This is a genomic window from Terasakiella sp. SH-1 (genome assembly GCF_004564135.1).
Lineage (GTDB): Bacteria > Pseudomonadota > Alphaproteobacteria > Rhodospirillales > Terasakiellaceae > Terasakiella.
The window spans coordinates 2,507,199-2,525,186 of sequence record NZ_CP038255.1 but is presented as its reverse complement, the minus strand read 5'-3'; the positions used below and the strand labels follow the sequence as shown (position 1 = coordinate 2,525,186).

The following is a 17,988-nucleotide window of genomic DNA, read 5'->3' as shown; positions in this document are numbered from 1 at the left end:
AAGAGGTGCTCTTAATGAGAGAAAATATCTGTTTCCGGCCAGCCTTCCAGATCAAGGCGGGCACGGGTGGGGAGAAAGTCAAAACAGGCTTGGGCCATTTCTTTGCGACCTTCACGCTGAAGCATGCTTTCCAGAATTTCTTGCAGTTGATGCAGGTACAGCACGTCTGAGGCTGCATATTTGATCTGCTCTGGTGAAAGTTCGTTCGTTCCCCAGTCAGATGATTGTTGCTGTTTGGACAAATCAATGCCCAAAAGTTCGTGGCACAGGTTTTTCAGTCCGTGACGGTCCGTATAGGTGCGCACCAGCTTGGATGCAATTTTGGTGCAGTAAACCGGGCTACAGGTGATGCCGAGATATTTCTCAATAATCGCGACGTCAAAACGGGCAAAGTGAAACAGCTTTTCAACAGATGGATCAGCCAGAAGTTTTTTCAAATTCGGCGCGTCATAGACAGGTTCTTTAAAGTGAACCAGATGGGCTGTGCCATCCCCGCTGGACAATTGAACAACACATAAACGGTCGCGATGCGGATTAAGCCCCATTGTTTCGCTATCAATGGCAACGGACTTGCCAAAATCCACATCAGCGGGAAGATCGCCGTAATGTACTTCAATAGTCACAGGTTTTACTCACTTTTTTCAGAAATAGTTTTGCATACTCTACAGAAGTTTGCCGAGGAAGAGAAGGGCAGACTTGTAAAGAATAGGGATGAAATGAGTGATTTTTTGCAAAAAAAAAGCGCCGGATAGCGGCGCAATTTTTATCATCATTTGAATGGTGCCCAGGAGAAGACTCGAACTTCCACTCCCTTGCGAGAACTAGCACCTGAAGCTAGCGCGTCTACCAATTCCGCCACCTGGGCAACTTTCAATATGATCTGTCCCTCACGGGATGGCGGGTTTTTAGTGCCCACCAACCTACTTGTCAACGGAAAACTGAAACTTTTTTTAAAAAGCTTATGGGGTTGTTGAAATCCTGCGGTTGTCGTCCCTATCTATCAGGTATATAAATTTAGAGAGGGAAATAAGCTTCAGCTTGTTAAACCAACATAAGGGAGTGTGAGTATGGGACGCCGTATTGCGACAGTTTTCGGGGGCTCCGGCTTTTTAGGACGCCATATTGTCAAACGTTTGGCCCAGCAGGGATACACGGTTCGTGTCGCTGTTCGTGATGTGGAAGCCGCCATGTATCTGAAACCCTATGGCAATCCCGCCCAGATTCTCTTGCAAGCCTGTAATGTACGCGATAGCGAGATGGTTGCACGTTCTGTGGAAGGGGCTGATGTGGTCTATAGTCTGGTTGGGCTCTTATCCCAATGGGGCAAGCAGACGTTTGATGCGGTTCATGTGGAAGGGGCTCATAACATCGCCAAGGCTTGTGCAGCAGCGAGGGTAAGCAACCTTATCCATGTGTCTGCCATTGGGGCTAATGATCAGGCGGAGGCCCAATATGCCCGCACAAAAGGGGCAGGTGAAAAAGCAATCTTTCATGCCTATCCCAAGGCTGTGATCCTGCGTCCCAGTGTCGTGTTTGGTCCGGAAGATGATTTTTTCAACAAATTTGCTGCCATGTCTCGTTTTGCCCCCGCCTTACCTGTCATGGGGGCACCGCTTATTCCTGAGGTTTCTTTTGACGGCGATTTAGAGGTTAATTTGTACGGGGATGGCGGGGCGAAGCTTCAGCCCGTTTATGTTGGTGATGTGGCTCAAGCAGCAGTCAATGCCATTGATAACGAGACTGCGAAGGGAAAAACCTATGAATTAGGTGGCCCGGAAGTCATGACGTTTATGGGTATTATGAAGCGCGTTTTAAAATACACCCAACGTAAACGTTTGCTGGCCCCCGTCGCCTTTCCAATTGCGAAGATTCTTGGCGGGGTTTTGGGGTTCTTGCCCAAGCCGCCCTTGACGGGGGATCAGGTTTTAATGCTGGAAAGCGATAATGTGGTGTCGGAAGGTACGTTGACACTACAGGACCTTGGGGTTGAACCCACATTGGCCGATGTGATCTTACCGACATATTTGGGGCGTTATAAAGAGCTGAAAAACCAGCCGCGTCACGTGGAACGCCGTTTATAAAGAAAAAGCTCCAATAGGGATTCGCCTTTTGGAGCTATCTTCGTATTTATATACAGGATTTATTTATCTTCACCCAATGTCTGTGCGCTTTGTACGATGATTTCACCGAATTCACGCAAATAGACAGACCCTTTAACCGTACGTTGAACCAGCACGCTACGGCGGTCGTTATCATCGACTTTACGACGCAGCAGTTCCATTTGGCCGAGTCGGTCCAAAGCGCGGGTGATTGCCGGTTTGGACACATTCATGCTTTCTGCCAGGCCACGCACCGTGTGAGGTGGTGGTGTTAGATAAACAGTTAACAACAAAGCCATTTGACGCGCAGACAGATCAGGCCCATCGCGGCGTACACTTTCTACAATTGCTTTTCGCCAAAGGTCCAGTGACTGGACCGGCTCGAGTTCTACAGCCATGTTACTCGCCATTTCGTTACGGTTTCGAACATATTTACGTAAGCTAGTCTATAAGGGCAATACTTAATATTTGTTAAAAGCGATTTTTTATCATCGCAAAAGCTGCACGCAGGCCCATGGCTTCACCGCCTTCGGGGCGTCCCGGCTTGCTTGCCGTGTTCCATCCCATGACATCAAGATGTGCCCAAGCCTTTGTTTCCCCAATGAATTCTTCCAAAAAAAGACCTGCTGTAATCGCACCAGCATAAGGCATTGACGATTCGTTGGAAATATCTCCGGTTTTGCCATCAATGGATTTTCGGTAGGGTTTCCACAAGGGCAGGCGCCACATGTGATCGCCTTCTGATTGAGAAGCTTTGAGAAGATCACTCGCCAAATTATCATTGTTGGAGAACAGCGCTGGTAGTTCGGTGCCCAAAGCCACCCGTGCTGCTCCGGTCAGGGTGGCGAAATCAATGATAAATTCCGGTGATTCTTCGCTTGCCAATGTCAGCGCATCGGCCAGTACGACACGGCCTTCGGCATCGGTATGGCCGATTTCGATGGTTTTGCCGCTGCGCGAATCAACCACATCCAACGGGCGCATCGCCTTGTCAGATACGGCATTTTCCACCGCCGGGATCAGGACGCGCAGACGAATAGGCAATTTGGCAATCATAATGGCTTTGGCAAGCCCCAGAACATGGGCAGCTCCGCCCATATCTTTTTTCATCAGTTTCATGAATTGCGCTGGTTTGATATCCAATCCACCCGAATCGAAACAGACCCCTTTGCCCACCAGTGTGACTTTCGGATGGCTGTCTTTGCCCCATGTCAGATCAATCAAACGGGGGCGACGGTCATCTGCGGCCCCTTTGCCCACCGCGTAGATAGCAGGCAGGTTTTCATCCAGTAGCCCGTCATCAATAATGACATCGCAGGCCCCATCAAAATCTTCGGCCAGATCCATGGTCGCTTGGGCCAGTTCCACAGGCCCCATATCGGCAGCAGGCAGGTTGATGAGGTCACGGGTGAGTTCAATCCCTTCGCCCAAAGCTTGAACGGTTTGTTGGTCTACGTTTTTAGGCAGAATCAGGCTGGCAAATTCCTTGGTGGTTTCCTTATACCAATCAAAGCTGTAAGTCCCCAACGCCCATCCCAGACAGGCTGCTGTGGCGTCATCTGCCTTTAAGCGTCCTTTGATCTTATAGGTAGCTTTGGGCAGTTTGGCGGGCAGGGCCGCGTAATCCCACATCAGTTGATCTGTGCTGATAGTGACTAGAACCTTTTCAATGGTGCCTTTTCTTCCCGGCAAGGCAAGCGTTGCCCCCCCGGATGGTTTGAAATCATTGGCCGCTACCCAGTTTTTCAGGTCTTTATCCTGATCTTCCAGCCAGTCTGAAAAGTCGCTGACAGAAACGGGAAGCAGGGTAATGGTTTTCTCGTCTGTTTTTTCAACCAGATAGTCAAGGGCAGCCATGGGGGATCCTTTTGTTTCATTTGCCGATTTCTGTGCATAATGAAGCTTAACGCCTTGGGCGACAACTATAAATTATGATAGACTGAACACAGTGGTGTAACAGATGAAAAGGGAAACGTTATGCCGAAACTTCAGATTATTCTTGGAAACAGAAACTATTCCTCCTGGAGCCTGCGACCATGGCTGGTTCTTAAACATATCGGGCTGGATTTTGATGAAATCATCGTGCCGTTATTTGAAGGGGACTTTAAAGAGGAATTGTTGAAACATTCACCGTCTGGCAAGGTACCTGTCCTTAAAACAGGGGATCAGGAAATCTGGGATTCACTGGCCATTTGTGAATATTTAAATGAGCAAAACCCAGAGGCTCACCTTTGGCCCAAGGACAGTGAAGCGCGTGCCATTGCCCGTTCGGTTTCTTATGAAATGCATTCCGGCTTTTTCAATATCCGCAATGACATGCCGATGAATATCCGGCGCACCATTGATGGCTTTGAGCCCAGTGGATTGTGTCAGGAAGAAATCAGCCGGATTATTGAAATCTGGACCAGTTGTCGCCAACGTTTTGGGCAGGCTGGGCCGTTCTTGTTTGGCAGTTTTAGCATTGCAGATGCGATGTTTGCCCCGGTTGTTGCCCGGTTTAGGAGCTATGGGATTGAGGTCAAGGGCGTGGCAGCAGATTATATGCAGGCGGTCTGGACGTTGAGTTCCATGGAAGAATGGGCCACAGCGGCGGCCAGTGAAGAATGGGTGATTGAGGCGGTTGAGCTGTAAAGGTGTGAGAGCGACGTGTTACTGCATCTCTAAACGCTTCCGGCTATCCATATCGGCACCGGAAGGCAGGGGCTGTTGTGCGTCATTGATCCAGCTGAGAATATCGGCCCAGACGGTTTGTGCATTCTTGTCTCGGGGGAGCCAATGCCAGCCATTTTCGTAAAAGGCAAAGGTTGGGGTGATGGTCATTGAAGACAGCATGGTCTTTGTGGCAATCGCAGGGATGACCTCATCCTTGGCCCCATAGAGCAGCAAGGTCGGTGTCGTGATTTTTGGGCTGGCATTTAAGGCATCTGCCATGGTTTGGCTGACCCCGTAGACCGCATCAACGCGGGTGGCGCGAATGACCAGTGGATCGCGTGACCAGTTGTGCCAGTTTTCGATATGATCGGTGGGTTGTAAGATCCCGCCACCACTGAGCTTGAGCCACGGCAGGGTATGGCTGAGCGTATAAAGGGCCAGCTTTTGATACCACGGCCAAACCTGCATTCCCCAAGTCGCCGGGGCTGATAGAATAATCCCCTCAACGGGGAGGGGCTTGATGCGGGCCATGGTATTCATGACAATGGCCCCGCCCATGCTTTCCCCCATGACATAGAGTGGCAGATGTTCGTAACGCGCATGGATGAGATGGATAATGCTGGCCAGATCGTTCACAAAAGTTTGGGTGCCTGCCCACAGGCCCCGATTGGCCGTTTGTCCAAACCCGCGCTGGTCATAGGTAATCAGCAATATCCCGTTTTCGGCCAAATAGTCCGGGAAGCCGGGCATGAGAAAATTACCGTAATCGTTAAAACCATGCACCCCCAGCAAAACAGCTTTTGGTGCGCTGTTGGGCTCCCACCTGCGCAAGGGGAGCTGGGTGCCATCTGCGGTCTGGATGACATCCCCGACAATATCAGCCTCACCCGTTTTGGGGCCGGCCCCTTCCATATGCGGGGCGCAGGCGATCAGGAAAAATAGTAAGAGGAGGGCGCTAAGTGTTCTGAGCATTGTCTTCACGGGTCAGGCGCAGGAATAAATCTTCAAGGTCACTTTCCTTGGTGGTCAGGTCAGATACGGTGAGCTTAGCCTGAGAGACCAGATCAAGGATTTTGCCGATTTCCACCTTGGAGGGGCTATATTGGAAACTGAGGCGATTGCCGTCTTGTAAGGCGACTTTATATCCGTGACCGCGCAGTAACTCTGGTACGTCGCTTAAGTCTTCGGCCACTGTGAGGCTCAGTTCCTTGGCATCCATTTTTGACAGCAGAGTCTGTGTTTCATCACAGGCGACCAAACGACCATGATTGATGATGGCGACCTTATCACATAGCTCTTCAGCCTCTTCCAGATAGTGGGTGGTCAGCAAAATCGTGGTGCCTTGGCGGTTGAGTTCGCGCACATAGTCCCACAGCTGTATGCGAAGTTCAATATCCACGCCAGCAGTTGGTTCATCCAGCACCAGAATTTGTGGAGAATGAACCATGGCCTTGGCAACCAGCAAGCGACGACGCATGCCACCTGACAGGGTACGTGCATAAGATTCGGCCTTATCACTCAGGCCCACGGCTTCCAAAATTTCATCGGTGCGGCGCTGGCTTTTGGGCACGCCATAAAGTCCGGCCTGGACTTCCATCAATTCACGTGGGGTGAAAAATGGATCGAGATTGAGTTCCTGAGGGACAATCCCGATGGAACGACGGGCAGCACGCATCTGGTCTTCGATATCATAGCCCCAGATTTTGGCATCCCCGCTACTTTTAATGACAAGGCCCGCCAGAATGTTGATGAAAGTGGACTTTCCCGCCCCATTTGGTCCTAAAAGGGCAAAGAAAGACCCTTGTGGGATACTTAAGCTGACATCGTTTAAGGCATGCTTTTCCGGTTGCCCGTAAGCACTTTTATAGGTTTTGGAAAGATTTTTGACTTCAATCGCAGCTTTGGGGGATGAGAAGGAAGCGTTGTTTTGATCTGTATGGGCAGGAGAAGCGGTCACGGGTTGGCTCCGGTTGTAATCTATTTGTGCAATCGGTATCATTGAGTGGAGAATATGACAACGTTTTTAGGGGGCAATCATGAAGTCCGAAGAAATTATCGAGGTTGAAACCGCATCGGTTGCCTGTGACGGTGATGGGGAGGCGGCAGGCCATCCGCGTGTTTTCTTAAGTCTGAAACAACAAGAATCCTATGAGGTGATCTGTCCTTATTGCTCCAAACATTATCGGTTAAAAGAAGGCGTGCAGCTGCATGACCATTAGAAGTGGCTCTAAGCAGCAGGTTTGATTTAGAAGGAAGAGGGGCTTTGTCAATCGAAGTTCCTCTTTTTTATTTTAGATTAATTTTAAGAAAAACTTTCATTAAATATACTTCTTTTGTATTATGGGAGGTCTGAAAATAAAATAATGACATAAGTAAGCTCAATGCCGAGATACATCCTGTTCCTGAGTATATTGCTGTGGGGCGCGTTGCCCGCAGGAGCGGAGACTTTTACGTTTAGTGCCCGCGAAAAATCCTTGATGGATAAAATTGGTGCTGAAATTTTGAAAGTCGCCTATAGCCGTTTGGGACATGATATTCAGGTCAGGGAACGCCCGGGCACACGCGCCTTAACAGAAAGCAATTCCGGCCATAATGACGGGGTTGTGATGCGCCTTGAAAAAGTCATGGCGAAAAACCGAAATTTGGTGAAAGTGAATGTGCCGTTATGGGAATTCCAGGTTGCTGTTTTTGCGGTGAAGCCGATTCATAATATTCAGGATTGGCAAGATATTAACGCCCGTTCTGTTGCCACCTATCGTGGCTATAAATATGTGGAAAGTAAATTAACAGGCCCGCATCGGGATCTTGTCAGTTCTTTTGATATCGGGATGAAGATGTTGGCCAAGGGACGTTTTGACCTGCTGGTTTATGGCCGCTTGGATGGGTTGGAAAGTGCAAGCCGGGTCAAGCCAACACAATTATTCTGTCAATCCAATATTGCCAGTTTTGATGAATTCCACATGGTCCACCATCGCCATCAGTACTTGGTCCATGATTTGGAAAAACAATTGGCTGCGATGCAACAGTCCGGTGAATTGGCCCAAATCCAGAAACGTGTGTTGAACGAAAATATCGGGGCGTATTCCGGACTGTGCGAATAAGGGCGAAAAGCTATTGCCCAAAAAAGACATCTCGTTATAGTCATCCTCATGACTGATACATCGACACCCAATGCGAAGCCAGAACATGTTTATCTGATTGACGGTTCCAGCTTCATCTTCCGTGCCTATTTTGCCAATATGCGTAACCCCATGACCCGTGCAGACGGCACGCCTGTTGGGGCTGTTTATGGGTTCTGTTCCATGCTGATGAAGCTGCTTAGTGATACGGATGCAGACCATGTGGCGGTTGTTTTTGATACGGCGCGAAAGACCTTTCGAAACGATGTATACCCGGAATATAAGGCGCACCGTCCACCCCCGCCGGAAGATTTGATACCGCAGTTTGACCTGGTGCGTGAAGCCGTGGAAGCTTTTAATGTGGCGCGTGTGGAAATGGCGGGGTATGAGGCCGATGACCTGATTGCGACTTATGCCAAACAGGCATCTGCCATGGGCGCAGATGTGACGATTGTGTCCATTGATAAAGATTTGATGCAGCTGGTTGATGACAATATCTGCATGTATGACACCATGAAAAACCGAATCATCAAACATGATGAGGTCGTGGAAAAGTTTGGTGTTGGCCCGGAAAGTGTGGTGGATGTTCAGGCACTGGCTGGGGATAGTTCCGATAATGTTCCCGGTGTGGAAGGGATCGGTCCCAAGACAGCGGCCCTGTTGATCAATGAATATGGTGATCTGGAAACTCTGCTGGAACGTGCTCCTGAAATTAAGCAGAAAAAACGCCGTGAACGTTTGATTGAACAGGCTGAAATGGCACGTATTTCCAAAAAATTGGTGACTTTATGCCAGGATGTGCCGATTGAAGTACCGCTTTCTGATTTTGCCAATCAGCAGTTGGATGCAGAAAAGCTGATCGGCTTTTTTGAAGAGCAAGGCTTTAAATCTTTGACAGGCCGGGTGGCTTCCAAATTCGGACTTGAAGTTGCTGCTGGTGAAGAAGGGGCTGAGCGTCAAGGCGGGGGGATTGTGATACCATCCCAGGCAGAACTTTCGCCGAAAGAAACAGCTTACGAGCTGGTGCAGGATGAAAACAGCCTGTCGCGCTGGGTGGAAGGTGCCCGTCTGAAAGGCACGGTGGCTGTAGATACGGAAACCGATAGTCTGGATGCGACAAGCGCCAATTTGGTCGGGGTATCTCTGGCTTATGAAGTGGGTAAGGCATGTTATATTCCATTGCGCCATAAATCTGCACAGGCGGAACAAACCTCGCTGTTTGGCGATGAGGAAGAGAGTGCCAAGGCTCCTGAGCAAGTGGATTTTGACAAGGCGGTTGCCTTGCTGAAAAGCCTGCTGGAAGATGAAACGGTTCTTAAGGTAGGCCAAAATATCAAATATGACATGCTGGTGTTAGCCAATCCGGATAATGGTGGCATTCAGGTCTCTCCGATTGATGACACGATGGTGCTGTCCTACATCAATGATGGGGCAACCCATAAGCATAATATGGATGTGCTGGCCGATATGCATCTAGGTGTGAGCCCGATTCCATTTAAAGAGGTGTGCGGCACAGGTAAAAAGCAGATTACTTTTGATCTGGTGGAACTGGACAAGGCACGTGATTATGCCGCCGAAGATGCCGATATCACTTTGCGTCTGCACAAGCTGCTGAAACCAAAATTGGCAGAGGGACGCAATGTTACCCTTTATGAAATGCTGGAACGCCCGTTAATTCCGGTTTTAACGTTGATGGAGCAAAATGGCATTCGTGTGGATGTTCAGGAACTCCATGCCATCAGTGAAGAATTTACTGGTCGTTTGGCGGAACTGGAAAAAGAAATTCATGAATTGGCGGGGAAGGAATTTAATATTGCTTCGCCCAAGCAGCTCGGTGAAGTGCTGTTTGATGATCTTGAACTCCCCGGTGGGAAAAAGGGCAAGACCGGGGCCTATCAAACCAGTGTCAGTGTGTTGGAAAAACTGGCGGATGCAGGCCATGATATTCCGGTCAAGGTGATTGAATATCGCCAGCTGTCCAAATTGAAAAGTACCTATGCCGATGCGTTGATTGCGCAGGTAAATGCCAAGACCAAGCGGGTGCATACGTCTTTTCAACAGGCGGTGACATCGACGGGGCGTTTGAGTTCCAGTGATCCGAACCTGCAAAACATCCCGATTCGAACAGAAGAGGGACGGCGCATTCGCCGCGCTTTCGTTGCCGAAGAAGGCAAGATCTTGATGGCAGCGGATTATTCGCAGATTGAACTGCGCCTGCTTGCCCATGTGGCCGGGATTGAGGCCCTGAAAGAAGCCTTTCATCAAGGCATTGATATTCATGCCCTGACGGCTTCTCAGGTGTTTGGTGTACCTGTTGAAGGGATGGACCCGATGGTGCGTCGCAATGCCAAGGCGATTAACTTCGGGATTATTTATGGGCAAAGCCAATATGGTTTGGCTAAACAGTTGGGCATTACCAACGATGAGGCCAAGGAATACATCAATGCGTATTTCGAGCAATATCCGGGCATTCGCAAATTTATGGAATCTGCGAAGGAAGAAGCTCGGGAAAATGGCTATGTCACCACCTTTATGGGGCGTAAATGTTTTATTCCGGGGATTAATGATAAAAATGGGGCCTTGCGTGCCATGGGTGAACGCGCTGCCATCAATGCCCCCATTCAGGGCGGAGCGGCTGATATCATCAAGAAAGCTATGATCCGATTACCCGATGCCTTGAACTCAGCAGGGCTTTCTTCTAAGCTTTTGCTACAGGTACATGATGAACTCGTGCTTGAAGTTCTTCCTCAAGAAGAACAAAAAACAAAAGAGGTTCTGAAAACGGTAATGGAGGGAGCCGCAGATTTAAGCGTGCCACTGGTTGTTGATATCGGAACGGGACAAAACTGGCAGGAAGCACATTAAGGCTGGGCTCTGACAGGAAAAATGGCAAACGAGCTAAGAAAAATTGTGTTTAATGGCGAAGAAATTTCGGCAGCACTTGGGGTTTTAGGGGAAAAGGCACAGCTGGATATCCCCAAAGCCCCCCTTAAAGGGGTGACGGAAGAGCCGGGGGGCTATTTGATACTTATCTTTGATAATGTGTTGGCTCAACCGTTGAAACTGCGAACAAAAGATATGATCGCAGCCTTGTTGATCTTTTGTCAGCAAAAAAAGATCATGGTGCCCAAAAATGGTAAAAAGGTTTTGAAAGCTGAGGGTAAGAGCCTGACAATGTTGATTAAAATGGCCTGAGGCCGAAGTTGGAACACCTCAACTACGTATTCTCACCTATATTGGGGATGTTAGAGGTGTTTTTTTAGATCACTATATAAACCAAATAATGGAAAATGGTGATTGAAAATGCCTGTTGAAGTTCGGCGGATTGAGTTTAGCGAAATTGAATTGAGAAAAGCGTTGGCTTTTTATCATGCCCGTTCGCAAGGGGGGGCTGATAACAATGCCAGTGTCAGCGGGATTAAGGTCATGGGGGGTGACGAGTTTAATATTGTTGCCAAAGTATCCTGTATCGCCAACGATGAAGTCTCTCGCAAGGTCTTTGATCATGCGACAACCATTGCGGTGATTGTGCTTTATTCCAAAAAGGCAGGTATTCCCTTGCCACGTAAGGCCCGCAAGATTGTCAGCCCTACCCAGTTTGGCGGGATCGCCTTGACGGTACGTTATGAACATAACGTCTTTAATGTGAACCTGTCTTCACTTGAGCCTTTGACTAAAGGTCAGCTGATCGGGAACGCTTAAGACCGTAGGCTACTAGGCTAAGCCAACCAAGGATGAAACAGCTTCCTCCAATGGGGGCGGATAGGGGAAACAGGCTCATTTCCCAGAAGCCTTTGAGATAAAGCGTGCCGCAGAAAAGAACGATGCCGATCGTAAAAAAACATCCCGCAGCCAAAAGTAGACGGGATTTTTCATGACAAAGGATCGAAACAAATAGCAAGACAAGCGCATGCCAGATTTCATACTGGACAGCCTTGTCGATCAGCTCGCGGCCATACTCCGTTAAATCAGCATGGGCGGAAACTGCTCCGGCAATAACGGCTTGAGCCCCCATAAGCCCAGCCAGAATAATCCAGATGCGCATTTTGTGTTTAGCCTTGCATGGCCGGGCAACCCATGTTGCTGCATCCGCCAGCTGCAGCGCAGCTTGGGGCAGGTGCAGCTGCTGGGGCAGAGGCCACATTGGGGGCCATGATGGTTTTTGTAATTTCAGTAGACCCACATTGTGGGCAGCTCAGTTCATGATTAGCTGAGAGTTCATCAAATTTGGAAGAGCTGGCAAACCAGTCTTCAAAGACATGACCATCATTACATTGCAATGTGTATTTAATCATGGAACCGACCTTTTAATAATGGGGGGGAATATAGGGGGCGTCATCAATCTCACTGGGAGTAAGTGCCTTGAGGCGTTCTTTCAGTGAATGGACATCCTTGGTGAGCTGGTCAATCACCTGCCATTGCTCGAAAATCGTTTTGTTGAGGTCGTCAATAGTATTGTCCTGATGGGTCAGGCGGATTTCAAGATCGACGATACGGTCTTCGACAGACAATGTTTTAGCTCACGAAAAAGTTATCAAATGTGGGGCGCGCAAAATTCTTTACCATATTACATTAGAGAATAGGTAATCTTTTATAAGAGTTTTGCACCATGTTGATTAAAAATACCATTGCCAGTGACCCGAAGTCCTTCGAAATCACCACGAAATCGCTTTATATGGATCGACGCCGTTTTCTGCAAATGTCGGCCGGTGCCATTGCTGGTGCGGCCTTGATGCCCTGGTCTGTGCAGGCAGCTTTGCCTAAAAAGATTGATGGCATTATTCCCAGTGCGTTCAGCACGGATGAGCCAACCAACAAATATGATGAAGTGACCAGCTACAATAATTTTTATGAGTTTGGCACAGGCAAGAGCGACCCTTTGGATAATTCTGTCAATTTCAAGCCCCGGCCCTGGACCATTCAGGTTGACGGACATTGTCATAAGCCGGGAACTTTGGGGATCGAAGACCTGTTTAGTCAGTATCAACAGGAAGAGCGCATTTATCGCATGCGCTGTGTGGAAGCCTGGTCCATGGTGATTCCCTGGGTTGGCGTGGAATTGGCTGCAATCCTGAAAAAGTTTGAACCGACATCCAAAGCAAAATATGTGGAATTCACCACCCTTGTGGATGAAAAACAATTTCCCGGCCAGAAATACCCCATTATCCCTTGGCCCTATATCGAAGGGTTGCGCCTGGATGAGGCGATGCACCCGTTGACCATTTTAGCCACAGGTATTTTTGGGGAAGAACTGCCTGCGCAAAACGGGGCACCTGTGCGTTTGGTTGTGCCGTGGAAATATGGTTTTAAGTCGATTAAATCCATTGTGCGTATCCGTTTTGTCGAAGATCAGCCAACCTCGACCTGGATGAAACAGGCCCCTAGCGAATATGGATTTTATGCCAATGTGAATCCGGGTGTGGATCATCCGCGCTGGTCACAGGCAAAAGAACGCCGCATTGGTGAATTCTTCCGCCAACCCACTGCGATGTTCAATGGCTATGGGGAAGAAGTCGCAAGCCTTTATAAAGAGATGGATTTGAGGAAATTCTATTGAAAAAACTGTCACTAAAGCCCGTTGTTTTTCTCGTTTTCTTCAGCCCATTTCTGTGGCTGGTTTATGGTGTTTTTGCAGGCAAGCTTGGGGCAAATCCGATTGAATATGTCTTGCGTGACCTTGGGGACTGGACCTTGCGCTTTTTGTTATTGGGGCTGGCTGTGAGTACCACGCGACGTTTAACCGGATGGAACGGGGTTATGCGCTATCGCCGGATGATTGGGCTGTTTGCATTTTTCTACGGTTTTTTACACCTGTCTGTGTATATCGGGGTTGATCATTTTTTTGACTGGGCAACAATCTGGAAGGATATTGTGAAACGCCCCTATATTACGATTGGAATGGCAGCCTTTATCTTTTTAATCCCGTTAGCTGTAACGTCACCAAAGGCAATGGTGCGTAAAATCGGGCCTGCACGGTGGAAGAAACTACATCAGCTGGTCTATGTCATTGCTGTCTTTGGGGTTGTGCATTTCTTTTTATTGGTTAAGGCCGATGTGCGCGAGCCTTTACTCTATATGGCTGTCCTTATTTTCCTTTTGGGGGAGCGCTTTTATCGTAATGTATCGGCTTTTCGTCGACCGTATCATTCGTAAGTTAACCTGTTTACATTTCTGAAACAATATGGCGCATTTTTGCACTTGTGATTGAAGGTACGATCCCGCAAATTCAGGAAACTCCAAATATTGTTTGAGCTTCCCTGATTATGCCAGCCCTTTTTATTATATGTATTTTTACACTTATAGGTTTTTCATTTCCTGTCAAGGCAACTGATGTGTTGAGGTTCGGTTTGCAAGGTTCAGCCAATGAAAAAACGCTGGTTGAAATATGGAGCCCGGTTTTAACGGATTTATCTGAGTATTTAGGGGTGCGTGTTGTTCCGGTGACAATGCATGACTATAAAAGTGTTATCTGGTTTTTGGAAAATGAGGCTGTTGATTTTGCCTGGACGGGGAATAAGCTGGCGATTGAAGCGGTGGATGAAACAGAAAGTGAAATCTTCTTGCAGGTTCTCAATCAACAGGGGGAACCGGGCTATAAGAGTGTTTTAATTACCTTGAAAGACAAGCCGCTGTCTTCCCTGCGACAAGTCATGGGTTTTGCGCGACAGTTGAAAATTGCCTTTGGGAACAAGAAGTCCACATCCGGTACTTTGGTTCCTGCATATTATATTCAGGCTCAAACAGGTAAAAAGCTTGATCGTTTTTTAAGTATTCAGCATTCTGCAAATCACGAGCAGAGTTTTAAATCTGTTGTATTTGGTGATGTTGATGTTGCAACGATCAGCAGTATAGCCTTTCAACGTTTTCAGGAACGTTTCCCTCATGAGGCTGCCTTGGTAAAGGTGATCTGGGAATCACCGATGATACCCTCAGATGCCATTATTCGCCGCAAAACGATCAAGCAGGTTTATAAAGATAAGGTCGAAGAATTTCTGCTCTCTTATGGGGTGAAAGTATCAGGCAAAAGCGATGAGAGGGTTCTGGCAGAACGCAAACGACTGGCTCAGTTGAAATGGTCAGGGTTTAAGCTGTCTAATAATCAACAGCTAATCCCGATACGGGAATTGATGGAATATAAAAAACAGCAATAAAAAAAGAGGGAAGACACTGAAACGGTGTCTTCCCTCTTTTTTCTTTGTAATGTTGAGTTTTAACCAGCCCGGATTTGGCTGAGGAAGTCATTAACTTGTGTGCGAAGGGCATCGGATTGTGATGATAGTGCTTCGGCAGCACCCAGAACATCAGAAGCAGCCTTGCCGTTACGTTTTGCACTTTGGGCCACTTGGTCCATATCGTTTGAGGCATCCTGCGTACTGTGTGCGGCCTGTTCAACGTTGGATGCAATTTCCTGTGTTGCAGCCCCTTGTTCTTCGACAGCCGCAGCAATGGCAGACGACACTTCGTTCATATTGTCAATCATCTTGGAGACTTCATCAATGGCATCAACGGCATTTTCCGTTGTCCCCTGGATAGTCGTGATCTGATGGGCGATTTCATCTGTGGCCTTGGCAGTCTGGTTTGCCAGGTTTTTCACTTCCGAGGCCACAACAGCAAAGCCTTTACCGGCTTCACCAGCCCGTGCGGCTTCAATCGTTGCGTTCAAGGCCAGCAGGTTGGTCTGTTCTGCAATATCTGTGATCAGATTGATAACCTCGCCGATTTTGGCAGCGGCATCAGCCAGTTCCCGCATGGTTTCATTGGTATGGGTTGCCTGATTTGCTGCCTGAGAGGCCATGGTTGATGATTCTGCAACTTGGCGGGCAATCTCGTTAATGGAATTGCTTAGCTCTTCTGCAGCTGATGCCACGGTATGCACATTGGTTGTGGCATTGGTGGCCGCCTGGGTTGCATTACCGGCACGTTCCTGATTGCGGGAGGCAATTTCGCTCATATCCTTTGCAGTAGACTGTAGCTGCGATGAAGAAGAGGCAACAGAATTGACCACTTCACCAACCTGACTTTCAAAATCATCTGCCAGCTCATTGCGTTGTGCCTTTTGTTCTGCAGCAACGCGAACACGCTCTTTTTCCCGGTCTTCAGACATACGTTTTGTGTCGATCAGGTTTTGTTTAAAGACGTCCAGTGCATCAGCCATATCACCAATTTCATCTTGCTGGCCTTCCGGGATTTGAACCTCAAGGTCGCCTTGGCTCAAACGGCCCATGGCATCAACCATGTTGGTGAGAGGATTGGAAATTTTACGAGATGCAAATCCGATGGTGAAGATCACAAGAACAACACAGACCACAGCAACGATAATAATGGTGATGTATTTGGTCGAATCCAGTTGGTTCAGGACATCTGCTTCAAATTCTGTACGCTTTTTCATTGCGTTGGCTTGGACTTCGTGTAGAAGTTCGGCCAAAATCGCCGCGCTGTGATCCAATGTTTTTTGCAGAACCGCCTGACGTGATGCTTCTTCATAAATAAAGTTGTTGGCCGCACTGTCAGCACGGCGATTGCCGAGGAACTTCAGGCTGCGCTCATTTGCTTCCACATAAAGTTCATAAAGGCGTGGCAGGTTATTTGCTGTTCGGATCAAATAGTGCAGGCGTTTTGTTTCCTGTACGGATGCCTTGCCCTTTGTTTCAAGCATGGAGGCACTGTTCAAGGTTTTTGCAAGGTTGGCGACATCTTGTTGCAACACTGTGAATACGTTGGTCATATTGCCACGTAATTCACGGGTTTTATGAACCGCCATCTGGTTTCTTTGCAAAATGCTTTTTTGATGGAAATTGCCCAATGCGGCAAAGTCATCACGCACTTTAACCAGACTTTTGTTGACTGCCGCGCTGGCATTTCCCAGCTTGTCGGCATTTTTCGCCTTTTCTTCCAGTGTTGTCATCGTGTCATGAAACAAGAGACCGTTTTTGTAGCTTACACCCAAATTCAAGGTTGCCATCAGTAAGACAGGCACAATCCCCAGCATGGTGATTTTAAAACCGAGGCCCTTTTTCTTGGCTTGTGTATTTTCTGTTGTTGTTGTCATGTCAGCCCCCCTTACCATTGCATCGACTGGATTTGACGGTTTACCAGACCAAGTTGATCAAACACGGTTGAGGGTGTCTGGCCTGCTGTTGGTTTTGGTAAAACCAATGGTTCTGTGGCACCGACTTTGACTTTCATGGAAGAAAGTTCAGCAAGGCAGAATAAAAGCAATTGCTGTACATCGGCTGGTTTAATACCGGACTTGATCCGCTTGGGGACCTGAACCCCTTTTGGGATGGCATATTCCGGTTTTTTGGAAAGGGCTTGAATGCCTTTTAAGGCATAATAGGCCAGCGTGTAGGCATCTGAGGGTTTTTTCCCTACAGATGGCGAAGGCGCATCAACAAGAACGGTTTTATTGACAGCAGCACTCACACGTTTGATTTCTTCAGAGACGGAAACCGCATTGTTATAGACATTATTGGGAACCGTTCCGGGAATGCCAAGCTGTACAATCATGGCCTGGGCACGTAAAAGGTTCTTATAAACATCTGTCGGTGTTTTGCCATCAACGAATTTGGCTGACTTTTTAAAAGGTGTGAGGTTGTACGCCTTATCAAAAGTTTTGAGTTCGTCCAGAATAACCGTGGCGACATTCATAACATCGCCAGGGGTTACTTCTTTGACTGGCGGGGCTGTGATCTCTGAAAGCTTCATGCCATTGACACGTTTGAGCAGCTGAATTTTCAAACGCACGTTCAGGGCTTGCTGAATAACGTGGCGGGGCAATCGGGGGGGAAGGTCCAGATGCAGTTTGGTCAAATCCGGGATGGTCAGATTTGAATCATGCATGCGTTTTAACTGAAGAAGGATATCTTCAGTGACCTGATAGACCTGGCTTGGGGTCACTTTTGCAGCAAAGCTTGTATGACTGAAGACGACGCTCACCCCCAGGGCGAGAAAGAAGCTAAAATATCTGCATACACCTTTAAACATGTGCATTCGAAACTCTCCGCTATCAGTAGGCTCGGTTTACATGTCTGTAACTTTACCCATTTTATCGTACATAAATCGTTAATTGTTATGTGCGTTTTTTTGTTTACAGAGCAGCCTTTAAGTTAGGGCTAACT

20 protein-coding genes and 1 tRNA gene are annotated in these 17,988 nt (G+C 48.1%); 10 read left to right on the top strand and 11 right to left on the bottom strand.

What is annotated here, in order from left to right; all coding sequences use genetic code 11:
- Positions 1 to 11: 11 nt before the first annotated feature.
- Together E4K71_RS11690 and E4K71_RS11685 are read right to left on the bottom strand one after the other, a co-directional pair.
- Positions 12 to 623, bottom strand: coding sequence for a ribonuclease D (locus E4K71_RS11690; protein ID WP_135079767.1), 612 nt, complete (start codon positions 621 to 623; stop codon positions 12 to 14).
- 155 nt (positions 624 to 778) lie between these two features.
- A tRNA-Leu gene (locus E4K71_RS11685) sits at positions 779 to 865 on the bottom strand.
- A 202-nt stretch (positions 866 to 1,067) separates the two neighbouring features.
- Between E4K71_RS11685 and E4K71_RS11680 the strand changes: the two genes are divergently transcribed.
- Positions 1,068 to 2,081 (top strand): complex I NDUFA9 subunit family protein, encoded by a 1,014-nt coding sequence (locus E4K71_RS11680; RefSeq protein WP_135079765.1) that lies wholly within the window; start codon positions 1,068 to 1,070, stop codon positions 2,079 to 2,081.
- A 59-nt stretch (positions 2,082 to 2,140) separates the two neighbouring features.
- Here E4K71_RS11680 and E4K71_RS11675 read toward each other — a convergent pair whose 3' ends face one another.
- Both E4K71_RS11675 and E4K71_RS11670 read right to left on the bottom strand, forming a co-directional pair.
- Entirely contained in the window at positions 2,141 to 2,497 is a 357-nt protein-coding gene (locus E4K71_RS11675; protein ID WP_135079763.1) for a MarR family transcriptional regulator, read from the bottom strand.
- A gap of 73 nt (positions 2,498 to 2,570) precedes the next feature.
- Positions 2,571 to 3,956: a leucyl aminopeptidase family protein gene (locus E4K71_RS11670; RefSeq protein WP_135079761.1), complete on the bottom strand. Its 1,386-nt coding sequence runs from the start codon at positions 3,954 to 3,956 to the stop codon at positions 2,571 to 2,573.
- 120 nt (positions 3,957 to 4,076) lie between these two features.
- On the opposite strand from E4K71_RS11670, the gene E4K71_RS11665 reads away from it, so the two are divergent.
- Positions 4,077 to 4,730, top strand: a complete 654-nt coding sequence (locus E4K71_RS11665; protein ID WP_135079759.1) for a glutathione S-transferase family protein — start codon at positions 4,077 to 4,079, stop codon at positions 4,728 to 4,730.
- Between the two features lie 18 nt (positions 4,731 to 4,748).
- Here the strand turns inward: E4K71_RS11665 and E4K71_RS11660 are convergent, their stop codons facing one another.
- Positions 4,749 to 5,723, bottom strand: a complete 975-nt coding sequence (locus E4K71_RS11660) for an alpha/beta fold hydrolase (RefSeq protein ID WP_135079757.1) — start codon at positions 5,721 to 5,723, stop codon at positions 4,749 to 4,751.
- Positions 5,707 to 6,708: an ABC transporter ATP-binding protein gene (locus E4K71_RS11655; protein WP_240796800.1), complete on the bottom strand. Its 1,002-nt coding sequence runs from the start codon at positions 6,706 to 6,708 to the stop codon at positions 5,707 to 5,709. Before E4K71_RS11655 ends, E4K71_RS11660 begins: the two co-directional genes overlap by 17 nt.
- 79 nt (positions 6,709 to 6,787) lie before the next feature.
- Here E4K71_RS11655 and E4K71_RS11650 point away from each other — a divergent pair, with 79 nt between their 5' ends.
- From E4K71_RS11650 to E4K71_RS11630, 5 genes are all read left to right on the top strand, one after another.
- Entirely contained in the window at positions 6,788 to 6,970 is a 183-nt protein-coding gene (locus tag E4K71_RS11650; RefSeq protein ID WP_135079753.1) for a zinc-finger domain-containing protein, read from the top strand.
- Positions 6,971 to 7,132: 162 nt separating this feature from the next.
- Entirely contained in the window at positions 7,133 to 7,852 is a 720-nt protein-coding gene (locus tag E4K71_RS11645; protein ID WP_135079751.1) for a transporter substrate-binding domain-containing protein, read from the top strand.
- Positions 7,853 to 7,900: 48 nt separating this feature from the next.
- Positions 7,901 to 10,735 carry a DNA polymerase I gene (gene polA, locus E4K71_RS11640; protein ID WP_135079749.1) on the top strand — a complete coding sequence of 945 codons (2,835 nt, stop codon included), beginning with the start codon at positions 7,901 to 7,903 and terminating at the stop codon, positions 10,733 to 10,735.
- Between the two features lie 21 nt (positions 10,736 to 10,756).
- Positions 10,757 to 11,065: a hypothetical protein gene (locus tag E4K71_RS11635; RefSeq protein WP_135079747.1), complete on the top strand. Its 309-nt coding sequence runs from the start codon at positions 10,757 to 10,759 to the stop codon at positions 11,063 to 11,065.
- Positions 11,066 to 11,173: 108 nt separating this feature from the next.
- On the top strand, positions 11,174 to 11,572 hold the full coding sequence (locus E4K71_RS11630) for a hypothetical protein (RefSeq protein ID WP_135079745.1): 399 nt from the start codon (positions 11,174 to 11,176) through the stop codon (positions 11,570 to 11,572).
- On the opposite strand, the gene E4K71_RS11625 is transcribed toward E4K71_RS11630, so the two are convergent.
- From E4K71_RS11625 to E4K71_RS11615, 3 genes are read right to left on the bottom strand one after another with little or no spacing between them, the layout of a single operon-like run.
- Complete coding sequence (locus tag E4K71_RS11625; RefSeq protein ID WP_167730496.1) at positions 11,544 to 11,915, bottom strand: DUF423 domain-containing protein; 372 nt, start codon at positions 11,913 to 11,915, stop codon at positions 11,544 to 11,546. The two genes, E4K71_RS11630 and E4K71_RS11625, sit on opposite strands and share 29 nt — an antisense overlap.
- 7 nt (positions 11,916 to 11,922) lie before the next feature.
- Positions 11,923 to 12,165: a DUF1178 family protein gene (locus E4K71_RS11620; RefSeq protein ID WP_135079741.1), complete on the bottom strand. Its 243-nt coding sequence runs from the start codon at positions 12,163 to 12,165 to the stop codon at positions 11,923 to 11,925.
- 12 nt (positions 12,166 to 12,177) lie between these two features.
- Positions 12,178 to 12,381, bottom strand: coding sequence for a SlyX family protein (locus E4K71_RS11615; RefSeq protein ID WP_135079739.1), 204 nt, complete (start codon positions 12,379 to 12,381; stop codon positions 12,178 to 12,180).
- 98 nt (positions 12,382 to 12,479) lie between these two features.
- On the opposite strand from E4K71_RS11615, the gene msrP reads away from it, so the two are divergent.
- From msrP to phnD, 3 genes are all read left to right on the top strand, one after another.
- Positions 12,480 to 13,427, top strand: coding sequence for a protein-methionine-sulfoxide reductase catalytic subunit MsrP (gene msrP, locus E4K71_RS11610; protein WP_135079737.1), 948 nt, complete (start codon positions 12,480 to 12,482; stop codon positions 13,425 to 13,427).
- Positions 13,424 to 14,023: a protein-methionine-sulfoxide reductase heme-binding subunit MsrQ gene (locus E4K71_RS11605; RefSeq protein ID WP_135079735.1), complete on the top strand. Its 600-nt coding sequence runs from the start codon at positions 13,424 to 13,426 to the stop codon at positions 14,021 to 14,023. The genes msrP and E4K71_RS11605 overlap by 4 nt, the downstream gene beginning before the upstream one ends.
- A gap of 179 nt (positions 14,024 to 14,202) precedes the next feature.
- Positions 14,203 to 15,021: a phosphate/phosphite/phosphonate ABC transporter substrate-binding protein gene (gene phnD / locus E4K71_RS11600; RefSeq protein ID WP_167730494.1), complete on the top strand. Its 819-nt coding sequence runs from the start codon at positions 14,203 to 14,205 to the stop codon at positions 15,019 to 15,021.
- Between the two features lie 59 nt (positions 15,022 to 15,080).
- Here the strand turns inward: phnD and E4K71_RS11595 are convergent, their stop codons facing one another.
- Together E4K71_RS11595 and E4K71_RS11590 are read right to left on the bottom strand one after the other, a co-directional pair.
- Complete coding sequence (locus E4K71_RS11595; RefSeq protein ID WP_167730492.1) at positions 15,081 to 16,919, bottom strand: HAMP domain-containing methyl-accepting chemotaxis protein; 1,839 nt, start codon at positions 16,917 to 16,919, stop codon at positions 15,081 to 15,083.
- Between the two features lie 11 nt (positions 16,920 to 16,930).
- On the bottom strand, positions 16,931 to 17,860 hold the full coding sequence (locus E4K71_RS11590) for a hypothetical protein (RefSeq protein WP_167730490.1): 930 nt from the start codon (positions 17,858 to 17,860) through the stop codon (positions 16,931 to 16,933).
- Positions 17,861 to 17,988: the final 128 nt, after the last annotated feature.